The 21,673-nt window shown below is 72.5% G+C and carries 18 protein-coding genes; 7 read left to right on the top strand and 11 right to left on the bottom strand.

Annotation, left to right across the window (positions count from 1 at the left end; all coding sequences use genetic code 11):
• Positions 1-64 precede the first annotated feature (64 nt).
• Positions 65-889, bottom strand: coding sequence for a helix-turn-helix domain-containing protein (locus ACSP97_RS19920; RefSeq protein ID WP_355529742.1), 825 nt, complete (start codon positions 887-889; stop codon positions 65-67).
• Positions 890-1,234: 345 nt separating this feature from the next.
• Here ACSP97_RS19920 and ACSP97_RS19915 point away from each other — a divergent pair, with 345 nt between their 5' ends.
• Positions 1,235-1,732 carry an ATP-binding protein gene (locus tag ACSP97_RS19915; protein WP_440553629.1) on the top strand — a complete coding sequence of 166 codons (498 nt, stop codon included), beginning with the start codon at positions 1,235-1,237 and terminating at the stop codon, positions 1,730-1,732.
• Between the two features lie 114 nt (positions 1,733-1,846).
• On the opposite strand, the gene ACSP97_RS19910 is transcribed toward ACSP97_RS19915, so the two are convergent.
• The gene (locus ACSP97_RS19910) at positions 1,847-2,116 is read right to left on the bottom strand and encodes a DUF397 domain-containing protein (protein ID WP_046418970.1); all 270 of its coding nucleotides are present in this window, start codon (positions 2,114-2,116) and stop codon (positions 1,847-1,849) included.
• Between the two features lie 593 nt (positions 2,117-2,709).
• Between ACSP97_RS19910 and ACSP97_RS19905 the strand changes: the two genes are divergently transcribed.
• Positions 2,710-3,195 carry a hypothetical protein gene (locus ACSP97_RS19905; protein WP_440553627.1) on the top strand — a complete coding sequence of 162 codons (486 nt, stop codon included), beginning with the start codon at positions 2,710-2,712 and terminating at the stop codon, positions 3,193-3,195.
• 133 nt (positions 3,196-3,328) lie between these two features.
• Entirely contained in the window at positions 3,329-3,847 is a 519-nt protein-coding gene (locus tag ACSP97_RS19900) for a DUF4232 domain-containing protein (RefSeq protein WP_355328135.1), read from the top strand.
• Between the two features lie 17 nt (positions 3,848-3,864).
• On the opposite strand, the gene ACSP97_RS19895 is transcribed toward ACSP97_RS19900, so the two are convergent.
• Positions 3,865-4,974, bottom strand: a complete 1,110-nt coding sequence (locus ACSP97_RS19895) for a DUF2786 domain-containing protein (protein WP_440553625.1) — start codon at positions 4,972-4,974, stop codon at positions 3,865-3,867.
• Between the two features lie 136 nt (positions 4,975-5,110).
• Here ACSP97_RS19895 and ACSP97_RS19890 point away from each other — a divergent pair, with 136 nt between their 5' ends.
• Both ACSP97_RS19890 and ACSP97_RS19885 read left to right on the top strand, forming a co-directional pair.
• A complete protein-coding gene (locus tag ACSP97_RS19890) occupies positions 5,111-5,854 on the top strand; it encodes a Clp protease N-terminal domain-containing protein (RefSeq protein WP_355529666.1) in 744 nt (247 codons plus the stop codon).
• A gap of 48 nt (positions 5,855-5,902) precedes the next feature.
• The gene (locus tag ACSP97_RS19885) at positions 5,903-7,609 is read left to right on the top strand and encodes a bifunctional 3'-5' exonuclease/DNA polymerase (protein ID WP_440553623.1); all 1,707 of its coding nucleotides are present in this window, start codon (positions 5,903-5,905) and stop codon (positions 7,607-7,609) included.
• An 18-nt stretch (positions 7,610-7,627) separates the two neighbouring features.
• Here ACSP97_RS19885 and ACSP97_RS19880 read toward each other — a convergent pair whose 3' ends face one another.
• From ACSP97_RS19880 to ACSP97_RS19850, 7 genes are all read right to left on the bottom strand, one after another.
• Positions 7,628-10,891: a BTAD domain-containing putative transcriptional regulator gene (locus ACSP97_RS19880; RefSeq protein ID WP_440553621.1), complete on the bottom strand. Its 3,264-nt coding sequence runs from the start codon at positions 10,889-10,891 to the stop codon at positions 7,628-7,630.
• A 537-nt stretch (positions 10,892-11,428) separates the two neighbouring features.
• Positions 11,429-12,322 carry a glycosyltransferase family 2 protein gene (locus ACSP97_RS19875; protein ID WP_355529657.1) on the bottom strand — a complete coding sequence of 298 codons (894 nt, stop codon included), beginning with the start codon at positions 12,320-12,322 and terminating at the stop codon, positions 11,429-11,431.
• Positions 12,323-12,591: 269 nt separating this feature from the next.
• Positions 12,592-13,593, bottom strand: coding sequence for a Gfo/Idh/MocA family protein (locus tag ACSP97_RS19870; RefSeq protein WP_355149682.1), 1,002 nt, complete (start codon positions 13,591-13,593; stop codon positions 12,592-12,594).
• 161 nt (positions 13,594-13,754) lie between these two features.
• Positions 13,755-14,939, bottom strand: coding sequence for a cellulose-binding domain-containing protein (locus ACSP97_RS19865; protein ID WP_440553619.1), 1,185 nt, complete (start codon positions 14,937-14,939; stop codon positions 13,755-13,757).
• Between the two features lie 158 nt (positions 14,940-15,097).
• Positions 15,098-16,348 (bottom strand): MFS transporter, encoded by a 1,251-nt coding sequence (locus ACSP97_RS19860; RefSeq protein WP_440553617.1) that lies wholly within the window; start codon positions 16,346-16,348, stop codon positions 15,098-15,100.
• A 244-nt stretch (positions 16,349-16,592) separates the two neighbouring features.
• Positions 16,593-17,855: an ATP-grasp domain-containing protein gene (locus tag ACSP97_RS19855; protein ID WP_355529645.1), complete on the bottom strand. Its 1,263-nt coding sequence runs from the start codon at positions 17,853-17,855 to the stop codon at positions 16,593-16,595.
• A 274-nt stretch (positions 17,856-18,129) separates the two neighbouring features.
• A complete protein-coding gene (locus ACSP97_RS19850; RefSeq protein WP_382012089.1) occupies positions 18,130-18,960 on the bottom strand; it encodes an SDR family oxidoreductase in 831 nt (276 codons plus the stop codon).
• Here ACSP97_RS19850 and ACSP97_RS19845 point away from each other — a divergent pair.
• Positions 18,914-19,273 carry a winged helix-turn-helix transcriptional regulator gene (locus ACSP97_RS19845; protein ID WP_355149817.1) on the top strand — a complete coding sequence of 120 codons (360 nt, stop codon included), beginning with the start codon at positions 18,914-18,916 and terminating at the stop codon, positions 19,271-19,273. The genes ACSP97_RS19850 and ACSP97_RS19845 overlap by 47 nt on opposite strands.
• A gap of 231 nt (positions 19,274-19,504) precedes the next feature.
• Positions 19,505-20,311 (top strand): alpha/beta fold hydrolase, encoded by an 807-nt coding sequence (locus ACSP97_RS19840; RefSeq protein ID WP_358679101.1) that lies wholly within the window; start codon positions 19,505-19,507, stop codon positions 20,309-20,311.
• A 49-nt stretch (positions 20,312-20,360) separates the two neighbouring features.
• On the opposite strand, the gene ACSP97_RS19835 is transcribed toward ACSP97_RS19840, so the two are convergent.
• The gene (locus tag ACSP97_RS19835; protein ID WP_355149670.1) at positions 20,361-20,828 is read right to left on the bottom strand and encodes a LuxR C-terminal-related transcriptional regulator; all 468 of its coding nucleotides are present in this window, start codon (positions 20,826-20,828) and stop codon (positions 20,361-20,363) included.
• Positions 20,829-21,673 lie beyond the last annotated feature (845 nt).

The raw sequence follows: 21,673 nt of genomic DNA, 5'->3' as shown, positions 1-21,673 counted from the left end.
ATCACTAGCGGAGCCGGGTCCCGGCCACGGTCTGAGTCTGATCGGGCGTCATCCTACTTGCGGGTCAGGAGAGTTGGAGCAGCCCTCGCAGAAGATCCCGGCTCTCGTCCGGACCCGGGCTGTCCTGCTGCAACTCCTTGAGCGCCTGCTCGTACTGGGCCACGTCCTCGCGCTTGTCCAGGTACAGGGCGCTGGTCAGCTGCTCCAGGTAGACGACGTCGGACAGATCGGACTCGGGGAAGCTGAGGATCGTGAACGCGCCGCTCTCGCCGGAGTGCCCGCCGAAGCTGAACGGCATGACCTGGAGCCGTACGTTGGGCCGCTCCGAGATGTCGATCAGGTGCTGGAGCTGGCCGCGCATCACCTCGCGGTCGCCGTAGGGGCGGCGCAGCGCGGCCTCGTCCAGGACGACGTGGAACTCGGGGCCGCTGTCGGCCAGCAGGTACTTCTGGCGCTCCAGGCGCAGCGCGACCCGCCGTTCGACGTCGTCCGCGCTCGCGCCCTTCATGCCGCGCCGGACCACCGCGCGGGCGTACTCCTCGGTCTGCAGCAGACCGTGCACGAACTGCACCTCGTAGGCGCGGATCAGCGCGGCGGCGCCCTCCAGGCCCACGTAGGTGGGGAACCAGTTGGGCAGGATGTCGCTGTAACTGTGCCACCAGCCCGCGACGTTGGCCTCGCGGGCGAGGGACAGCAGCGACTGGCGCTCCGCCTCGTCCGTGATGCCGTACAGCGTCAGCAGGTCTTCCACGTCCCGCGTCTTGAAGCTCACCCGGCCCAGCTCCATCCGGCTGATCTTCGACTCGGAGGCGCGGATGGAGTACCCCGCCGCCTCGCGCGTGATCCCCCGCGCTTCCCGCAGTCGCCTGAGTTGCGAGCCGAGCAGCATCCGCCGCACCACCGATCCGGGCTCTCCCGCGCTCACGTTCGCCAGCCTCCCCAACCGTCTTGAGGGCCCGAAGTCTGCCACTAAAACGCTCCGGGCAGTACTCGTACGGTTACGCAAACGGAGAGTGCGGGCCCGCTCCCCGGCAGGTGGGAGGCGGCGGACGGCGGAGCCGAGGGCGGTGACGGACCTCAAGCCGACGGAAAAAATGGCCAAGAAGCGGTACGTGCTTGCCCATTTCGGTCGCGTGCACGTGCATCTGCCCTTGCATCTGGTCTTCCCATCCGAAACCATGGTCCCGCGCCACCGCTGCATCGCTACGACCGCGAACAACCGGGAGTGCCTCGCATGGGGACGAATGGATCGACCATGCTCAAGCCGGTACGGCAGGGCCTTCCGCCGCTGGATCCCGCGGCCGTGTCCAGCGCCGCCTCCTGTGCTCTGCCGGCCCGGTACGAAGCGGTGCGCGAAGCCCGGCGGTTCGCCCGGGACACCCTGGTCCAGTGGGACGTCGGCGAGCGCTTCGACGACATCTGCCTGGTCGTCTCCGAACTCGTCACCAACGCACTGCGGCACGCGCTGCCCGCGGAGCACGGGTGCGCGCACGAGCACACCGCGTCGGTACGGCTGCATCTGATGCGCTGGGCCGAGCGGCTGGTGTGCGCGGTGCGCGACCCGAGCCACGAGACGCCGGTGCCGCGGGACTCGGACGACTTCTCGGCGGAATCGGGCCGTGGCCTCTTCCTGGTCGACTCGTTCGCCGACGGCTGGGGCTGGCACCCGCTCGCGGGCTCGCTGGAGGGCAAAGTGGTGTGGGCGATGTTCCGTCTGGACATCGCCGCCTGACGCACGCCCTCGCTCTACGCGCGTCACGGTCTCTTCCGGTCCCCGCTCGCCGACAGGACGGCCCCGCGGGTCTCACTCGCGGGCGGCGGGGCCGGCCACGCGGGCTCGGTTCCGTCAGCTCGCTATCAGATGGTCGAACTCGCCGTCCTTGACGCCGAGCAGCATCGCCTCGATCTCCGCCCGCGTGTAGACGAGGGCCGGGCCGTCCGGGAAGCGCGAGTTGCGGACGGCGACCTCGCCGCCGGGCAGCCGCGCGAACTCCACACAGGAACCCTGTGAGTTGCTGTGCCTGCTCTTCTGCCAGGCCACTCCGTCCAGCTGCGTGGCAGCCATGCCGTTGTACACGTCGTATCCCCCGAACACGCCGTCAACGTCGCGGTCCACAGGTCGCTCCCCGGTGGTGCACTGGCTGGTGTGGCCATAGATGCGGTGGTCAACTGACCTGGATCATAGCTCCCGTTCACGTGCACCTGCATGCGCAGATGCACGTGCACGGGGGGTGTTCCCACGATTACAGCCTTGACGCGCGCTTTACCTGACGGTGAACGACCCCATGCCGCCGCTTCACCGAAGCTGTCCCAGCGTCTGCCCTGGAGCGGACGTCGCATGCCCGTTCCGCCCTTCCGTCCGTGCACCTGCGCCTCGGCGGCCGAGGCGGGTCGCCGAACCGGATGTCCCGTGCACTGGGATGGACGCGTTCGGCGCCCTTCCTGTTCCACGTCGGGATGACCGTCCGCGCCGCGGGACCGGGCGGACCGGCATCCGCACACCGGAAGGACGGCATCCGCTCCTCGTACAGCGTAAGGGCTCGCCCGCCCCCGGCACCCCGGGGAATTCCGGGCCCGCGACCGAAGTCCGGCGCGTTGACTGCTGGTAGCTTGCTGCGGGCCGTCCGGCCGAGGACGGCGGACGCTACTGCTTGGGAGCCTGACGTGACTTCGGGGACTGCTTCGACCGGTGCACCGGCCGGTACTCGGGTGCGGATCGCGGCCCTGGCCGCCGCGGGACTGGTGGGCGCGCTGACGCTGACGGCGTGCGGCAGCGGCGCCGGCGACGACGGCCACACCGCCACGGCGACGCCCTCCAGCACGGTGGGCGGCGGCGCCGCGCCGTCCTCGAGCGCGGCCGGCTCCGGGGTGACCGGCGCCTCCGACAAGCTCCAGGGCAGCTGGCTGACCACCAGCGGTGGCACGATCGTGGCCCTGGTGATCAACGGGAAGCAGGCCGGGATCTTCGCGACCGGCGGGACCGTGTGCAGCGGCACCGCGGGCGCGGAGTCCGGCATGCAGATGATCCATCTGACCTGTTCCAAGGGCAGCAAGGACCGGTCCACCGGCATGGTCGACTCGGTCGACGGCAAGTCCATGAAGGTGACGTGGTCGGGCAAGGTCGGCCAGGAGACGTACACCAAGGCGGAGGGCGGCAAGCTGCCGTCCGGGCTGCCGAGTCCCGGACAGCGGTGACGTCGGGTGCGGCCCGGGTGGGCGGTTTCGCCGGGAAGCACCTGAAGCGGTGATTCGGGAGGGGCACGTGAACACGCCCACCGTCCAGGCGGGATGATGCTGGGGCACCGTCACGACCTCGATGGGACTGTTCATGCGCGCCATTCCGCTCACCGTCACCGCCGTTGCCGCCGCCCTGCTGCTGACCGCCTGCAACGGGGGCGGGAACAACGGCAGCGGCGGCAAGAACAGCTCGGCCTGCCAGATCGGCGGGGTCTCCCTGCAGGTCGGGGCGGCGAGCGTGGCGCCGGCGGCGGGTGACACCGGCGAGGTGCCGATCAGCATCACCAACCAGAGCAAGACGTGCACGCTGGAGAACTTCCCCGCCGTCACCCTGGGCCAGAAGGGCGTGAGCGGGAAGCTGCCCGCCCAGAAGGGCGCCACCGCGCAGACGCTGAAGCTCGCCAAGGGCGACGCGGCGACCTTCACGATCAGCTACGTGCGGGGCAAGGACGGGGACGCCACCAGCCTCGCGGCCACCGAAATGAAGATCACCCTGCCGGGCGGCGACTCCGCGCAGACCTTCCCCTGGAAGTACGGCCCGATCGCCGGCCAGGGCGCCCGGAACAAGCCGAACGCCTCCGTCAGCGCCTTCCAGCAGGCCGGCGACTGAGCCTTTGCCCGGGAGCCTCACTCCAGCCGTGGCCGCGCCCTGACCTGGGCGCGGTCGGCGGCCGCCGTACCCTCCGTCCAGCCCGCCGCGTCGCTCACCCCGCGCAGCCGGGTGGTGGTGGTCTGCGGGAACATGCGCTCCAGGCGGCCGGTGACGGCCGCCTCACGGGTGGCCAGCACCGGCAGCAGGTCCCGGGTGACCTGGCTCTCCGCGGCGGCCGCGAGCCGGTCGCCGACCCGGTGGGCGTAGGCGGCGAGGAACGACTGCCGGAAGGTCCTGGTGCGCTTGCGTCCGGCGGCGCGCTGACCGGCCTCGGCCTTGGCCATCGCGTGCGTGGCCTGCACCAGCAGCGAGGTGTAGAGCAGTTCGACGGCCTCCAGGTCGGCCTCGAAGCCGACGACGGTGGAGAAGCAGAGCGGTTCGTTCCACACCGCGCGGCAGTGGTTGGCGGTGGCCACGGCGTCCAGCAGGACGGCCTTGGCCTGCTCGTACGGCGGCTCGACGCCTATCCGGCAGGCGCCGGGCGCGTCCGGTGCGGGCGCCGCGGCGGCGAGCAGCGCCTCGTCGACGCTGTGCCGGGCCATCAGTTCCTGCGCCTTGGCGGTCAGCGCCTCCGCCTCCTCCGGGTAGCCGGTCGCCTCGGCCTTGGCGAGCAGCGCGCGGATGCGGCCGAGCTGCCGGGAGGCGGCCGGGTCGCGGGGGCGGCGGGTCTCCTCCTCCAGGGGCTCCAGGGCGGGCAGGCACAGCAGCAGGCGGTACAGCTCCAGGACGGCGGTGGCGTGGGAGAAGCGGTCGGCTCCACGCGCGGGGCCGTCGGGAAGCTCTTCGAGCTGGGCGGCCCAGCGGCGCCCGCGCGGCCGGTCCCGGCCGGACTGGGCCCGGATCAGGGCGGCGGCCAGGTGGACGTGCGGCTGCTCCAGTTCGCGCCGCACCAGGCGTATGACATCGGCGGGCGCCCAGCCGCGGCGCCACGCGGCTGCCACGAACTCCTCGCCGCGCCGGGCGAGTTCGCCGTCCGCGGCGGGGTCGGCGGCGAGCAGGGAGGCGCCCGTGTCGAGGCCGGTGTCGGTGTCGTCGTAGAGCGCGGCCGCGAAGGCGCGCTCGACGGTGCTGGCGGTACTGGTCACACCGCCGATCGTGCCACGCCCCGCCGACAGCACGGCGGGCGCGATCCACAGCCTGTGGACAACTCTTCCGGCCAGCCTCCCCACCGACTGTCAACTACCGGTTGACACTCCAAGGGGTGCAACCTACGGTTGACACATGGCGACCAACCCGAACATCACGGCTTCCGTACGCCTCGACGACCTCATCGAGGCCATCAAGAAGGTCCATCCCGAACCCCTCGACCAGTTGCAGGACGCCGTGCTCGCGGCCGATCACCTCGGCGACGTGGCCGACCACCTGATCGGGCACTTCGTGGACCAGGCCCGCCGCTCGGGCGCGTCCTGGACGGAGATCGGCAAGAGCATGGGCGTGACCCGGCAGGCCGCGCAGAAGAGGTTCGTGCCGAAGGAGTCCGCCGACCTCGATCCCAGCCAGGGCTTCAACCGCTACACCCCGCGCGCCCGCAACGTGGTCATGGCCGCGCACAACGAGGCGCTGGCCGCCCGCAACCCGGAGGGCCGCCCCGAGCACCTGCTCCTCGGGCTGCTGGCCGAGCCGGAGGGCCTGGCGGCGAAGGCGATCACCGCGCAGGACGTCCCGCTGGACGCCGTACGGCAGGCCGCGACGGCCGCGCTGCCGCCCGCCGCCGAGGACGTCCCCGACCTGATCCCCTACGGCCCCGAGGCCAAGAAGGTCCTGGAGCTGACCTTCCGCGAGGCCCTCAGGCTCGGGCACAACTACATCGGCACCGAACACCTGCTGCTGGCCCTGCTGGAGCACGAGAACGGCGAGGGCGTCCTCAGCGGGCTCGGCGTCACCAAGCCCGCCGCGGAGGCGTACGTGGCGAAGGTGCTGGCACTGCTGCTCGAAAAGCGCGCCGAAACCCCCACCGAGGAGTGAAACCGCAGGTCACGGCCATTGTCAGTGGTGCCTGCCACACTCGCAGTCATGGCCGACCGGTGGGCGCTCGCTCCGGCCGAGGACGGTGGCGTGGACGTCGCCCCCCTCGGCCCGGACGGGCTGCCCGCCGGCCCGGTGCGGCGGGAGCGCGATCCCGCCGGGGCGGTGCGGAGCCGCCCGGAGGTGACGCGCTGGGTGTGGCGGTCGACCGCCGACGTCTATCCGCGTCTGCTCGCCACGGGGGTGCGAGTGGACCGGTGCTACGACATCGAGGTCGCCGAGACGCTCCTGCTGGGCCATGCGGGGCGGTACGGCGAGCCGCGCTCGGCCGCCGCGGCCCTGGCCCGCCTCCGGGGCGGCCCCGTACCGCCCGATCCACCGCAGCGGGCGGCCGAGCCGGGCGCGCAGTCCCCGCTGTTCGAACCCACCGGCACCCAGCTGCCCCTGACCGACCTCCTCGCCGTCTACGCCGACCAGCAGCGACGGCACGAGACGGCGGCACACCCCGGCAGGATGCGGCTGCTGACCGCCGCCGAGTCGGCCGGCACGCTGGTGGCCGCCGAGATGAACCACGCCGGGCTGCCCTGGAGTGCCGAGGTCCACCGCCGGCTGCTGCGGGACCTGCTCGGCGAGCGGTACGCGGGCGGGGGCGAGCCGCGCCGCCTCGCCAAGCTGGCGGACGAGGTCTCGGCCGCGTTCGGCCGCCGGGTCCGTCCCGATCTGCCGGCCGATGTGATCAGGGCCTTCGCGCAGGCCGGGATCAAGGTGAAGTCCACCCGCCGCTGGGAGATCCAGTCCGTCGACCACCCGGCCGTCGCCCCGCTGCTGGAGTACAAGAAGCTGTACCGCATCTGGGTGGCCCACGGCTGGTCCTGGCTCCAGGACTGGGTGCGCGAGGGCCGGTTCCGACCGGAGTTCCAGGCCGGGGGCACGGTGACCGGGCGCTGGGTGACCCACGGCGGCGGCGCCCTGCAGATCCCCAAGGTGATCCGGCGGGCGGTGGTCGCCGACCCCGGCTGGCGGCTGGTGGTGGCCGACGCCGACCAGATGGAGCCGCGGGTGCTGGCCGCGATCTCCCGCGACCCCGGGCTGATGGAGGTCGCCGGCCGCGAGAGCGACCTCTACCAGGCCGTCTCCGACCGGGCCTTCTCCGGCGACCGCGACCAGGCCAAGCTGGCCGTGCTCGGCGCGGTCTACGGCCAGACGTCCGGTGACGGTCTGAAGAACCTCGCCGCGCTGCGCCGCCGCTTCCCGAAGGCCGTCGCCTACGTCGACGAGGCGGCACGCGCGGGCGAGGAGGGCCGGCTGGTGCGCACCTGGCTGGGCCGCACCTGCCCGCCGGCCGTGGGCGCGGGCGAGGACGCGGCGGAGGAGGCGGGCATCCCCGTCGAGGCCGCGGAGGACGAAGGGGAGGCACCGGCCGACGGCCAGTCCACCTGGGTCCCGGGGTACGCCTCGGCCGACTCCCGCGCGCGGGGCCGGTTCGCGCGCAACTTCGTGGTGCAGGGCAGCGCCGCCGACTGGGCCCTGCTGCTGCTCGCCGCGCTGCGCCAGGCCTGCGCGAACCTCCGGGCCGAGCTGGTCTTCTTCCAGCACGACGAGGTGATCGTGCACTGCCCCGCCGAGGAGGCCGACACCGTCGTGGCCGCGATCCGCGACGCGGCCGCCCTCGCCGGCCGTCTGACCTTCGGCGAGACGCCGGTGCGGTTCCCGTTCACGACAGCCGTGGTGGAGTGCTATGCGGACGCCAAGTAGCCGTTTCCCCGCACCTGTTCAGCCGTCCAGCAGTTCGCGCAGTTCGGCCACCACCGCCTGTTCGTCGGTGCCGGTCAGCGCGGCGAGGGCGGTGCGCCAGACCTCCCGGGCCGCCGCCCGACGGCCCTGTGCGCTCAGCAGCAGACCCTGCTGGTGGCGGGCCAGACCGCCGGTGTAGCGGTCGGCGCGGGCGTCCGCGCGGCGCAGCAGCTCCCCGCATTCCCGGTACGCCCGTTCGTCCTCCCCCAGCCGGCGCAGCGCGCGGACCAGGCCGAGCCGGGTCTGGGACTCGCCGTGCCAGTCGCCGTGGGCGCCGAGGATGCGCAGGCTTTCCTCGAAGTGCCGGGCGGCGGCGGCCGGTTCACCGAGGGTGAGATGGGCGTACCCCATGTTGCAGTGCGCCGAGTGCCGCACGATGACGGACCCGATCCGGTCCCCGATCGCCAGCGAGCGCCGGTGCTGCTCGATGGCGGCGCGCGGATCGGTGTGTTCGTAGAGGTTCCCGAGATGGCTGTGGGTGGCGGCCTCGCCGACGGGGTCGTTCAGCAACCGTGAGCAGGCGAGGCTCTGCCGCAGCGCCTCCTCCGACTCCGCGTACCGGCCGAGCCCCTCCAGCAGCAGCCCCCGGTTGTTCAGACAGCGGCGGATGCGGGTGGGCACGTCGAGCCGCCGCCAGATCTCCAGGCAACGGTCGTTCAGGGCGAGGGCGTCGTTGTGCCGGCCGGTCAGGAAGTGCAGGCCCGCGAGGTCGCCCAGCGCGTACGCCTCGGCCGCGGCGTCCCCGAGCCGGCGCGCCGCGGTGAGCGCGGCCCGCCCGAGCACCTCCATCTCGGCGACCCGCCCGCTGCGCTGCACATACGGGAACAGCAGCCGCGCCAGCACCGAGAGGTGGGCCGACGTGCGCGGATCGGCCGAGTCGGCGTTGCGCGCCACCAGCGCGACGACGTTCTCCAACTCGGTCTCGCCCCAGGCGAAGGCCTGCTCGGCCGACTCGAACGAGCGCAGCGCGGCCACATCCACGGCATGCCCCGCGGGCTGCGCCGCGGTCGGCCGCCGCCGATCGTCCAGATCCGGCCCGGGCTCCACGATGGCGGTGAGCACCACCTCGGCCGCGGCGGCGTACCAGCGGAGGGCGACGAGGTCGGGGGGTGCGGGGTCGGACGGGGTCGGGGACGACGGGCGCCGGGTGGTGGTCGTGTGGGGCTCCCCCGACCGTTCGGCCAGTTCGCGGGCGAATTCGCGGACCAGGTCGTGGGGGGTGTAGCGGCCGTAGTCCGTCTCCTCCAGGAGGGCGACGTCGACCAGGCGGTCCAGCGCGGCCTCCGCACGGCGCTCGTCGGTGCCGGTGAGGCGGGCGACGAGTGCCGCGCCGTAGGTGGGCAGGTCGAGCGCGCCGATACCGCGCAGCACGAGGGCCGCGTCCCGGTCGGCCTCCCGTTCGGCGGCGGCGAGGGCGTCGAGCGCGACGGCCAGCGAGCGCCGGACGCTGAGGTCGTCGTACTCCAGCTGCCTCAACCTGCCGCCGGTCGCCGTCAGTTGACCGGCGAGCGCGTCCGGGGTGAGCGCCCGCCGGGCGGCGAGCCGGGCCGCGACCACGCGCAGGGCCAGCGGCAGCCCGCCGGTCAGGGCGACCAGGGCATGACCGGCGTCCAGGCCCGCGCGGCCGCTCACCGCGCGCAGCAGGGCCGCGCTGTCCTCACCGGTCAGCGGGGCGAGCGGGAAGCGCCGGGCGCCGTCGAGGGTGGCCAGCGGCGAGCGGCTGGTGACGATCACCGCGCAGCCGGGGCCGGCCGGGAGCAGCGGCCGTACCTGGGCGGCGTTCGCCGCGTCGTCCAGCACCAGCAGGACCCGGGACGGGGCGAGCAGCGAGCGCAGCAACGCGGCGGCGGCGTCCGGGTGTTCGGGCACGTTGCGGGGCTCCACCCCCAGGTCCCGCAGCAGTGCGGCGAGCGCCTGCGCCGACCCGAGCGGAGGCATGCCGGGGGTGGCGCCGTGCAGATTGACGTAGAGCTGACCGTCGACGAAACGTTCCCTCAGCTCATGGGCGACGTACAGGGCGAGCGCGCTCTTGCCGATGCCCGCCATGCCCGAGACGACGGCGACGGCGGGACCCGGCGCGGACGGCTCGGACGGCTCGGACGGCTCGGTCAGCGCGCGCCGCAGCGCACGGCGCACGGCGACCCGGCCGGTGAAGTGGGCCGGCGCCGGCGGCAGTTGCGCCGGGGGCGGCGGAAGCCGGGTGCTGCGCGCGGGCGGCGACGCGCTCGGGTCGTCCTCGGCCTCTTCGGCGGGCCCGCCTCCGCAGCCGCCGTCACACGGGCCCGCGGGAGCCGGGCGGTCCGCCGCCCGCTCCTCCCCCGGCCGGATCCCCTCCGCCGGCCACCGGGACTCCGGCTCCGCACCGGGCCGCGCCCCCTCCTCGACCGGCTCCCCGCTCCCCCGCAGCACCTCCACGTGGACCTCGCGGACCGCCGGGCCGGGTTCGACACCGAGTTCCTCGATCAGCCGGGCGCGCAGATCGCGGTGGACGGCGAGGGCCTCGGCCTGGCGGCCCGTGCGGTGCAGGGCCAGCATCAGCTGGCGGTGGTACGCCTCGCGCAGCGGATACTCGGCGACGAGCGCCGCCAGCTCGGGCACGAGCGCGGCGGACCGGCCGCCGCCGACGGCGAGTTGGGCGTCGTACCGCCACTCCAGCAGGAGCAGCCGCGCCTCCTCCAGGCGCGGTACGAGGGCGTTGCCGCCGAGGTCGGCGGGCAGCCCGCTGAGCGGGGTCCCGCGCCACAGCACGAGCGCGGCCGCGCAGGCGCGGGCGACGCCCGGCCAGTCGCGCCGGGCGTGCGCGGCGCGCGCCTCGGCGACCAGCGCGTCGAACACGTACACGTCCAGTTCGCCCTGCTCGACGCGGAGCAGATAGCCCGGCGGTACGGACCGGAGCCGATCGGGGTCGTCCAGGAGCCGGCGCAGCCGGGTGACGTGGTTGTGCAACGAGGCCCGCGCGGAGGCGGGCGGCGCCCCGCCCCACAGGGCCTCCGTCAGCGACTCGACCGACACGACCCGGCCGGGCTCCAGCAGCAGCGCCGCGAGCAGCGCGCGCACCTTGGGGCTGCCGATGGGCCGGACGGCGCCCTCGGTGGCCTCGACGGCCTCGTACGACTCCGGGTCGCCGGGGTTGTCGTACGGCGAGCGGTCGTAGAGGACCGGCGGTCCCAGCAGTCCGAATCGCAGTTCGCGCAGCCGCTTCACGCCGCTCCACTGCCTTCCCGCGCGGTCGGGGCCGACCATGCTCCACGGCGGACGCGCGCCCGCCGTACTTTGGCGGCTTTCCGCCCCGTACGCAACGACTTCACGCCACCTTCCGCGGACGGCCTCCCGGCATCGCCCCTTCGCATGTGGCCTGGTCAACGGCCACCCTGCGGCTCGCCGACGCCCTGCTCACTCCTCTGTCGCCGGTCCCGCCCGACGACTTCCGGCCAACCGGTACGCATGCTTCCGGTGAACCGTTGGCCACATGTTAGCGATCTGTTGGCGAGTCTTGATGTGATCATTCCATCGGAACCGGCCCGACGGCGCGCGCGTCAGTCGCGTAACTCGGGGGAGTGTCGCCGCAGGCCGGATCCGGGGACGAGCATGGCCCCGGTCGGCAGAGGTGAACGGCCGGGGTCCGTCCCGTTTTTCCAGGTCGGGGGGCCTTTCCTGTTCCGGACGCGTCCCGGGAGGCCCGGCGTCGGCAACCGGTCCGCGGCCGACGCCCACGGCCGGCTCCGGCCCGCGGCCGGCGCCGGCGACCGCTCCGGACCGGGACCGGCGCCACCGCTCCCGTCAGATCACCGGCGGACGCCCCAGCCGCGTGAGCCGCCACACCGTCCGCCAGCGCATCGGGCGGCGCTCGCCCGCCGGCTTGCGCAGGCCCTCCACGAAACCGCCGAGCCATGCCTTGAGTCCGGCGGCGGAGCGGGTGCGGACGAGGGTGAGCAGGATCCAGACCGCGAGGTGCACCGGGATCAGCGGCAGCGGCAGCCTGCGCCGCACGAGCCAGACGCGGTTGCGGGCGTTGACCCGGTAGTAGATGGCGTGCCGGGCCGGGGAGGTCTTGGGGTGCCGGAGCAGCAGTTCGGGCGAGTACCGGATCTTCCAGCCGGCGTCGACGGCCCGCCAGGCGAGGTCGGTCTCCTCGTGCGCGAAGAAGAACTCGGCCGGCCAGTCCCCGGTCTCGGCCAGCATGGCCATGCTCAGCGCGTGGCCGCCACCCAGGAACCCGGTGACGTAACCGCCGCGCATCGGATCGGAGTTGCCGATCCTCGGCACGTGCCGCTGCTGGGTCTCGCCGTGCTCGTCGGCGATGCGGAAGCCGACGATGCCGAGGCGCGGATCGGCGGCGTACAGGTCGCGCACCCGCCGCAGCACGTCGGCGTCGACGAGCAGGCCGTCGTCGTCCAGTTCCACGACGACGTCGACGTCCCCGAACTCCCGCAGCCGGGCGAGGGCCACATTGCGGCCGCCCGGACAACCCAGGTTCTCGTCCACGTCGACGGCGGTGACCTCGCCGGGCAGCGAGAGCCGCCGGGCGAACTCGGGCAGCCGGCAGCCGTTGCCCACGATCACGATCCGGGCGGGCGCGAGGTCCTGCTTCGCCACGGACTCCAGCAGGGCGTCGACCTCGGCGGGCCGGTTGCCCATCGTCACCACGGCGACGGCGATCCTCGGCTCCGCCACGTTCCTCACCCCATCCGGCCGGTGGCGGCGCGCTCCGACCGCGCGCCGCTCCTCGTTCACCAAGATGTTGCCTCAGGTCCGTGGGTTCGCCCACCACCGCCCGGTCCGTGCACCGAGCCGCCTTCACCACCGGTCCGTGCACCGAGCCGCCTTCGACCGCCGGCCCGCGCACCGAGCCGCCTTCGCCACCGGCCCGCGCGCACCGGTTCGTCTCCGGCGACCGGGGCGCGGCGCCCTTCGAGTTCGGCGCCCCGCCCCCGCCGCCCGTGTCACATGGGCGTGCGGCTCGTCAGTGCCGCCTGGCGCTCGATCCGGGCGAGGATCGTGTCGAGGTTGCCGTGGATGGCGAGGGTCTCGTCGAGCGGCATCACCGGCGACTCCGTCTCCCCCGCCCGCAGGCGGCGGGCGACCTCCTCCGCCTGGTAGCCGTAGCCGTTGCCGACCACGTCGAGGTGGAAGGTCTCCGGCTCGGCACCCTCGCGGTGCAGCACCAGGGTGTGCGGCGAGTAGAACGGCGAGGGCACCTCGACGCGGCCCTTGGTCCCGTTCACCACCGCGGTGCACGGCGAGTCGGACGTCAGGGAGCAGTGCAGCACCGCGACGGCCCCGGAGGCGTACCCCAGCACGATCCCGGTGTTGGCGTCGACACCGGTCGGAGCGGTGGCGGCGGTCGCCTGGACCGTCTCCGGTGCGCCGAGCAGCATCCAGGCGAAGTACAGCGGATAGACGCCGAGGTCGAGCAGGGCGCCGCCGCCGAGTTCGGGGGACCACAGGCGGTGCGCCGGATCGTACGGCGCGTTGGTCCCGAAGTCGGCGTAGACCGAGGTGACGTCACCGATCGCCCCGTCCGCCACCAGCTCCCGCAGCCTGGCGATCAGCGGGTTGAACCGGGTCCACATCGCCTCCATGGCGAACAGGCCGCGGTTCCGGGCGAGTTCGACCAGTCGCCGGGCGTCGGTGGCGTTCGCGGTGAAGGGTTTCTCCACCAGGACCGGCCGGCCCGCTTCGAGGGCGAGGGTGGCGTGGGCGAAGTGGAAGGTGTGGGGCGTCGCCACGTAGACCACGTCGACCTCGTCGTCGGCGACGAGTTGCTCGTACGAGCCCCACGCCCGCTCGACGCCGTACTGCCGAGCGAACGTTTCCGCGGTCTCCGGGACACGGGAGCCGACGGCGGAAACGGTGTGGCCGGGGAGAAGGAGGAGATCCTCGGTGAACCGCTGAGCGATCCACCCGGTGCCGAGGATGCCCCACTTGAGAGGGGGTTCCGTCATGGCCGCATTCTACGAACGGAACGCTCCCGTCCAAGGGGCGGAAGGAAACCGCCTCGGCGCGGACGGACGGCCTCGCGGATCGCCGGCCGGGGGCGCCGTGCCGCCTGCCGCGTCCCGGCCGGGGACGCCGCGGGCGGCACGGGTGCCGGTGCCGATCGGTGTCAGCAGGCGATCGGCGAGGAGCCCACGGCCACGTCGTCGAACCAGAGGGTGTCGTCACCGCCGCCGTAACTCTCCCAGCCGAGGCGCAGGCCGGTGGGGCGGGGAGCGGTGGTGCGGGACAGCCACTGCTGGTCGATGTCCGCGGTGGGGACACCGTCCTCGTGCAGGCCGGGTACCTGCTGGTCGCCCAGCCAGGTGTCGAGGTTGCCGTTCGACGTGTTGATCATGAAGCGCAGGCACTGCCAGCTGCCGGTCGGCAGCGGCCTGCTCTGCGCCACACCGGCCGGGCTCTGCGCGGGCAGGGTGGCGTCGTCGATCTCCCGGTTCCACTGGAGGGCGCCGTTCTGGCCGCCGATGCGCAGCGCCTTGCCGCCCTGGGAGCTGTCGGGCATGGACACGAAGGCGACATGCCCGGCGGGGAGTGCGGTGGTGTGCCGTACCCACATGCGGATGTACACGGGGCCCACCGACGACAGGTTGGCCGTCGTGGCGACGAAGGCGTGGTTGCAGTAACCGGCCTTGCCGTCCACCCGTATCGACTTGCCGCCGCTGTGCGCGACCGAGGTGTCGACGGTGACCGTGCCGCTGCCCTGGCAGTCGGGCGCGGCGAACTGCCAGGCGCCGGAGGGCGTGGCACCGCTCTGGTCCTCGAACCCGGTGCAGAGCACGGCACCGCCGCAGTCACCGCCGGTCGGCGGATCGGTCGGGGGCGGGGTGGTGGGCGGGGTGCCGGGGTCGGTCGGCGTGGTGGTGCCGCCGCAGGCCACGCCGTTGACCGCGAAGTCGGTCGGCGTCGGGTCGGCGGACTGGTAGGTCCCCTGGACGCCGAAGTCGGCCGAACCGCCCGTCGCCAGGCTGCCGTTCCACCCGGCGTCCGTGGCGGTGACGGCCTTGCCGCTCTGGGAGACGGTGGCGTTCCAGGCCGAGGTCACCTTCTGGTCGCCGCCGTAGGTCCAGGTCAGCCGCCAACCGGTGATCGCCGGGCCGAGGTTGGTGACCTTGATCGCGGCGGTGTAGCCGCCGGACCACTGGTTGACGGTGTAGTCGACCCGGCAGCCGGAGTCCGCGGCGCTGCTGGGCGGCGCCGCGACGAAGGCGGACAGCAGCAGCCCGACGGCCGAGAAGGCCGCCAGTGCGGCCAGGGCCCAGGGTCGGTGCCGTAATCGCGTGACGAGAGTGCGCATGGTTGCCTCCGAGACGGAGTGGGAGGTGCCGACGGAAACGTGGGAGCGCTCCCACAATGACACCTACTTTGATCGCACACTGTCAATGCATCGGACACCGCTTCCGTGCGGTCCGCGCGGCGGATCGGCGGCTGTGCGCCGGGACTCGGGCGAGGTGGTCAGCTGTCGAGGTCCCTTTTGCCGCGGACCTGGCTGAAGCAGAGAGCCAGTGGTGCCACGAAGGCGACGGTGCAGCCCGCGAACAGGGCATTGCGCGTTCCGAAGGCGTCGGCGGCGGAACCGCCCAGCAGCGCGCCTATCGGAATCGCTCCCCAGGTGAAGAAGCGGACGGAGGCGACGACGCGTGCCAGCAGGTCGGGCGGGGTGACGCTCTGGCGGTGGGTGCCGGTGATGACGCTGAAGACGGTGATGCCGGCCGCGAAACCGCCCTGGCCCAAGGCGAAGCAGGGAGCCGCCCAGCTCGAGTGGGCGAGCGGCATGCACAGCGTGAGGACGGCTCCCGCGGTGGTGGCCGCCAGTGCGGTGCGTGCCGTTCCGATCCTGGCCGCGAGGCGAGTGGTGAGCGAGGCACCCATCAGGGCGCCCACTCCGTCGCTGGCGAGTACGAGACCGACCGTCCCCGCCGGCAGACCGGCTGTCCGGACGAGAAAGACCGGCGCCAGGGCCAGGACCGCTCCGGAGGACAGGTTCAGGGCGGTGGAGGCCATCACGCAGGGGCGTATGACCGGGTGCCGCACCACGAACCTCAGGCCCGCTTTGATCTGCTGTGCGAAGGGCTCGTGACTGCGCGCGGGACGGCGGGAACCGTCCCTGGGGATGCGCCAGAGGAGGCTGGCGGACAGCAGGTAACTGGCCGCGTCGGTGACGAGGCTGGTGGCCGCTCCCAGGATCTGTACCAGGAGACCGCCCAGTGACGGACCGGCCAGTTGTGTGGTCGCCAGAGTCCCGGAGATGAGGCTGTTGCGAGCGGTCAGCTTCTCCTTGGGGACGATGGAAGGAAGGAAGGACGTGTTGGCGACGTCGAAAAGGATGTTGGCCAGGCTGATGAAGAGCCCGACCAGGACGAGCTGTACGAGCGTCAGGATGTGCAGCCATGCGGCGACCGGGACCGAGGCGATCAGGGCGGCCCGGGCCAGGTCCATGCCGACTTGCAGCCGCTGCAACGGGAAATGCTGCACGATCACGCCGGCCGGCAGCCCGATGAGGACCGCGCCCGCATAGCTGGCGGCGGTGATGAGACCGACCTCGAAGGCCGATGCGTCCAGAGCGACGAGGGCGGTCAGCGGCAGGGCGATGGCGGTGATGCCGGATCCCAGGCTGCTGATGCCGGCGGCGCCCCAGTAGTACCAGAATCCCGAGTCCGACGAGGTGCCGCGAGGCGATGCGACGGTTGGGGAGCCAGTCGTCATGACAGAAGTCTCTTCTCTTCCGGGCCTGTAAAGATGCGGCGCAACCGGAGCCGCCGCCGGCCGGCTGGACGAATCGCCGGACGACCGACGTCCCGAGCCGGTGGTCGAAAGCTCATGTCGAACGGGCCGGCCGTCCTGGTCCGGGAGTGAGCCGCGCCGTGGCCGGGGGTGCCAACGGCACGCACGCATTCGTCCCAGGCCGCCGCCTTGGGGCGGCGCCGGCGTGGGCACCCCCTGCGCGGGCTCAGACCACCGCTTCGACGCCCTGCGCGCGCGTCCTGAGCTGGAACTCCAGCCGGGAGACGGCCTGCTGTGCGGCCTTCAGCGCGTCGTCGGCGGTGTCCGCCCGAGCCCGGGCGTACGCCAGCCGCGACTCGGAGTCGGCAAGTGTGCCGATCGTGGTGCCGGGCTCGGCGAGCACCGACACCTCGGTCACCCCCGGCACGGCCGCCGCCTCGTCCGTTCCGACGACCGCCTCCAGGACGCCCGCCGAATCGACGGAGGCGAACCAGATCGATGAGGGGCTCGTCGGCCGGTCCGGGGCGTCGAGGGCGGCCCGCAGGCCCGGCAGCACCCGCTCGCCGAGCGCCTGGCGGACCGCGTAGTCGTCGATGTCGACACCGGTGGCGTCCAGCGTCAGATCCGTGATCTTGTCGCCGCCCATGCGGACGTGCGTCTCGATCAGCCGCGGGCCACGGCTGGTGAGGACGACCTCGGTGTGCGTGGGCCCGTCGCACACGCCGATGGCCTCGATGATCCGCTTCACATACGACTCGATGTCCCGGCGCTGTTCGCCGGGGAGGTCGGCGGGCGATACGTGGCCGAGCTCGACGAAGGTCGCCGGGTCGGAGTATTTGCGGGTGATGCCCACCACTTGGTGCTCGCCACCCTCGGAGAAGGCCTCGACGCTGAACTGCGGACCGTCGAAGAACTCCTCGACCAGCACACCGGAGTGGGCCGAGCCAGGGCCGCTCCCGGCGGCCCGCTCCCAGGCACGCTCCAGAGCGTCTTCGGACGTGACCTTGCTGACTCCGGCGCTGCCCGCGTTGGTCACCGGCTTCACGATGCACGGCAGACCGTGCCGCCGTACGAAGGCACGCAGTTCGTCGAGGTCCTCGACGCGCGCCGCGGCCGCGCCGTCGATCCCCTTCTCGCGCAGCCAGGCCCGCATCGCGGCCTTGTCGTGGGCCAGCTTCACGGTCTCCCGGCTGTGTGCGGGCAGCCCCAGGGCCTCGGCGATCGCCGCGTACGGGTACTGGTCCGACTCGCCGAACGAGGCGATGAGGGTGAACGGATCGAACTTGTGCACGGCCATGGCCAGGTCGATCCACTCCTGCTCGGGGGCATCCCTGCGTATGCAGATGACCCGGGCGTTCTCACCCGGCTCGCGGACCCGGCCGATGTAGGTGATGTCGCAGATGACCGTGGTCCGCGCCCCGGGCTGGGCGCGACGGATGCGAGGGGGGAAGTCGCGACCGGGGCCGACGACCAGAATGTGCTCGGACATGCTCTGTCTCCCGGGTGACTGGTTCGTGCTGGTGGCCAGGTGCGCGTGACGCGGTGTGCCGGACAGGAGCGAGGTGTTCGGGCGTTCGGAGGCCGAGAACGCCGTCCGCCGCCGGGCACGGGCCGAACACGCCCGGCCCGCTTGACGCACAGGAGAGTTCGGGGTCTGCCGACTCAAGGGCGGCCGCCGGCTGCCGCCGGTTCTCCGCCTCTCCCAGAGGGGATCCCGGGGGCAGGCAGCGCTCGCGAGCTCGAAGGCAGCGGGCGGCCGGAGATCAGGGGGAGGTGTGGCGTGCGCCGCCCTCGACGTGGATCGTCTCGCCGGAGACGAAACCCGCGCGGAGGAGCCACATCACGGCGTCGACGACGTCCTCGGACTCACCGTGGCGTCCGACGAAGGTCTTGGCCGCGCTCTTGCTCAACAAGGCGGGCTTCTTGTCACCGAGACGATCCCAGAGGCCCGAGTCCACGACACCGGGCGAGATCGCGTTGACCCGGACCGGCGCCAGATCCGCGGCAAGGTGGCGCGCCGCGTACTCGATAGCGCCGTTCGTGACCCCCTTGACCAGTGATCCCGGCCCGGGACGCCAGCCGACCACACCCGAGAACAGCACCATCGATCCGGTCGGCCGCAGTACCGGCGCGAAGTGCTTGGCCACCAGCATCGGGCCGATCACCTTCGCCGTGAACGCGGTGAGCAGCTTGTCGCGGTCCAGCTCGGTCACGCGCACGTCGTGCGGCGCCGAGCCGGTCGTGACGATGTGGTCGACCCCGTCCTTCAGCCGTTCCGCCGCGGCCGCGAGGGTCGACTCGTCCTGCAGATCGATCCGCACCGACGCGGCGCCGATCTCGTGCGCGAGCGCGTCGGCCGCGGCCAGATCGCGGGCGCCGACCACGACGTCGTACCCGTCCTTCGCCGCACGCCTTGCCACGGCCGCGCCGAGCGCCCGCGCGCCGCCGATGACCAGGATCCGCTCCATGCGTCTCACGCCCTCTCGTAGGATCGGATAGAACGGTATGGAATTGATACCGGTATCTACAACGAAACTGGGGGCAGCAGTGGGTAAGGCGTACAACGTGATGGCAGCGACCTGCCCGAGCCGCACGGTGCTGCACCGCATCGGCGCCCGGTGGACCGTGTTCGTCGTCAACGCCCTCGACGACGGACCGCGCCGGTTCAGCGAGCTGAAGAGCCATATCCGGGGCATCACCTCGAAAGCCTTGACCGAGACCTTGCGCTCCCTGGAGGCCGACGGTTTGATCAGTCGTCACGAGTACGACGAGAATCCGCCCCGCGTCGAGTATGCTCTGACCCCGCTGGGCCGCTCCTTGCTCGTCCCATTGCGCGCTGTACGGGTCTGGGCCGAAAAGCATGTCCCGGACATCGAGATGGCGCGGGCCCGCCGGTCGACCCTTTGACCCATGGAACGACTGCCGCACAAGCCGGAGCGGCAGGACCACCAGCCATGACCAGGCCGGGCCGTACCGCCCGCCGGATCGATCACCCTGCTCGGCCGGGACCGGTCTCCGCCGTCCGCTCATGCCGACCCCTGCCGGGCAGAACACCGAAAACGCTCATGCCGTGTTCCTTCCCCGGTCACCGTCAGGAGGACCTGTGGCACCACGCGCGAACCCGTCTGAAGGACGGCGATGACCGAACACGCCCGGCCGGCTCCGGCCTTCGTCCGCGCCCAGGACGGCACCGCCTTGGCCTACCAGCACCATGGGGAGGGGCCGCCGCTGGTGCTCCTCGCCGGGCAGGCGAACGACCATCACTGGTGGGACGGCGTGCGTGAGGACTTCCACAGCGTGCGCTCCACCGTCACCCTGGACCTGCGTGGCACGGGCGACAGTGACAAGCCCCAAGGGCCGTACTCCATACGGCAGTTCGCGGACGACGTCGTGGCGGTCCTGGACGCGCTCGGTGTCGCGCGCGCCGACGTGTACGGCACCTCGATGGGCGGCCGGGTCGCGCAGTCGCTCGCGATCCGATACCCGGAACGGATCCGCCGGTTGATCCTGGGCTGCACCTCCCCGGGCGGTCCGCACGCCGTGGAACGCGACGTGTCGGTACGGCGGTCCCTCGCGCAGCCGGACGCGGAGGCCGTACGCCGGGTGCTGGCCGACCTGATGTACTCCCCCGCCTGGCGGGCCGCGCACCCCGGCCCCTACCGGACCCTCGGCGACCCGCGGATGCCCGCCCACGCGCGCCGCGGTCACCTCGTCGCCAGCAACGAGCACGACGCCTGGAGCGATCTGCCGCGCATCGTGGCACCCACCCTGATCCTCCACGGCGACCAGGACCGGCTGACCCCGGCGGACAACCTCCGCCTGCTGGCCTCCCGTATCCCCGGTGCCCGCGCCCACCTTTTCCCGGGTGCCCGGCACGCCTACTTCGAGGAGTGCCGGGATGAGGCGGGGGAACTGGTGCGGAGGTTTCTCACCGAGGAGGCATGATGACGAGCGGCCGTGCCCTCCGGCCGGAACGGTCCGGCCGCGGGGCGGTTCACAGGCCGAAATATAAGGCGTAGAGGGCTGCCTGGGTGCGGTGGGTGGCGCCGATCTTCGCGTAGATGCTGCTGAGGTGGTTCTTTACGGTCTTCTCGGAGATGTGGAGGTCCCGAGCGATGAGCCGGTTGCTCAACCCCAGGGCCAGGAGGCGGAGCACGCCCTGCTCACGTGCGGTGAGGGCGGGGTCGGCGGGCGCTGCGTCGTTGTCGGGGAAGGTGGTGGACACCGGAGCGGACGAAGTCGCCCCCGCGGGGTCGGTCAGGCCTGCGTCCCGGGCATAGAGAGTCGCCTGGATCCGGTCGGTGGCGCCGATCTTCAGGTAGATGCTGCTGAGGTGGTTCTTCACCGTCTTCTCGGAGATGTCGAGGTCCCGAGCGATGAGCCGGTTGCTCAACCCCAGGACCAGGAGGCGGAGCACCTCCAGTTCCCGGGAGGTGAGTTCCGCGACCGATGCTTCTTCCACGTCCTGTCTCTCCATGCGTCTCCCAAAGGGCATGAGAAATAACGTCCAAGGAATTTCCTTCACCTGGCGCCCTCGCCCCAGGCGGTTTGCCGGCGAGGGCACGTGACACGCAACGGTCATGGTGGGCACCCCGGTGTTTCGATCGGCCGGACCGCGCACGGCCCGGGAAGGAGCGGAGGGAGAGGAGGCCGGCCGGTGGTCACGACGGTCTTCCGCCGGACCGAGGTACCTTCCTCCGGAAGCATCGCCACGAGTTCCAGATCCCAGCGGATCGACGGAAAGCGCACATGGGCATGGCGGCAATGAGAACTCCCCCGTGTGAATACGCCATATCGTTCGCAAGACGAAAATGGCTGTCATGGTGTCTTCGAACTCCCCGGCGGCGGCCAATGGTCGGCACCCCACTGGCGGACGGGGGGTTCTGCACGGTGGCGGCCGGATACTGCCCCGCCTCCGAGTCGGCCCGGTCAACTGAAGGGCTTCACCCCCTGCCGGTCGGCGGACAGGGGCTCGGGCGTGAACTCGCCGGAGTCACAGGGGAGGAGACTGCTGCCGGCCGCGGTCGTCCGCCGCTCACAAGCGGCGTCGACCAGCCGGTGGAAACGCCCGGTGGCGTCCGCCGGGACCCGATGTCATCGGCGGTGGCCGGGGCGGAAGACACGATCTTCGGGAGGGCGCGGGCGATCGGGTCGCCGGCTCGGTGCCGAGGGAAGAGGGCCTCGGTGACGGGGCTCCTGCCCGTGCCGTCCATGGGCACCGAGGCGGCCTTCGCGATCCGCCGGCGCGACATCGCGTCCCGACGCGTCGTCCTGCGCCTGGCAGACGCTCCGCCGTGGTCGCACCGG

The organism is Streptomyces sp. SCPE 10 (assembly GCF_051980735.1).
Classification (GTDB): domain Bacteria; phylum Actinomycetota; class Actinomycetes; order Streptomycetales; family Streptomycetaceae; genus Streptomyces; species Streptomyces misionensis.
This window is presented reverse-complemented; position numbering and strand designations above follow the sequence as displayed.

What these genes read in the sequence shown, in the direction of transcription:
- ACSP97_RS19920 (WP_355529742.1), bottom strand. Translation starts at nt 889, where the DNA reads ATGCTGCTCGGCTCGCAACTCAGGCGACTGCGGGAAGCGCGGGGGATC.
- ACSP97_RS19915 (WP_440553629.1), top strand. Translation starts at nt 1,235, where the DNA reads ATGGGGACGAATGGATCGACCATGCTCAAGCCGGTACGGCAGGGCCTT.
- ACSP97_RS19900 (WP_355328135.1), top strand. Translation starts at nt 3,329, where the DNA reads ATGCGCGCCATTCCGCTCACCGTCACCGCCGTTGCCGCCGCCCTGCTG.
- ACSP97_RS19890 (WP_355529666.1), top strand. Translation starts at nt 5,111, where the DNA reads ATGGCGACCAACCCGAACATCACGGCTTCCGTACGCCTCGACGACCTC.
- ACSP97_RS19885 (WP_440553623.1), top strand. Translation starts at nt 5,903, where the DNA reads ATGGCCGACCGGTGGGCGCTCGCTCCGGCCGAGGACGGTGGCGTGGAC.
- ACSP97_RS19880 (WP_440553621.1), bottom strand. Translation starts at nt 10,891, where the DNA reads ATGGTCGGCCCCGACCGCGCGGGAAGGCAGTGGAGCGGCGTGAAGCGG.
- ACSP97_RS19870 (WP_355149682.1), bottom strand. Translation starts at nt 13,593, where the DNA reads ATGACGGAACCCCCTCTCAAGTGGGGCATCCTCGGCACCGGGTGGATC.
- ACSP97_RS19865 (WP_440553619.1), bottom strand. Translation starts at nt 14,939, where the DNA reads ATGCGCACTCTCGTCACGCGATTACGGCACCGACCCTGGGCCCTGGCC.
- ACSP97_RS19860 (WP_440553617.1), bottom strand. Translation starts at nt 16,348, where the DNA reads ATGACGACTGGCTCCCCAACCGTCGCATCGCCTCGCGGCACCTCGTCG.
- ACSP97_RS19855 (WP_355529645.1), bottom strand. Translation starts at nt 17,855, where the DNA reads ATGTCCGAGCACATTCTGGTCGTCGGCCCCGGTCGCGACTTCCCCCCT.
- ACSP97_RS19840 (WP_358679101.1), top strand. Translation starts at nt 19,505, where the DNA reads ATGACCGAACACGCCCGGCCGGCTCCGGCCTTCGTCCGCGCCCAGGAC.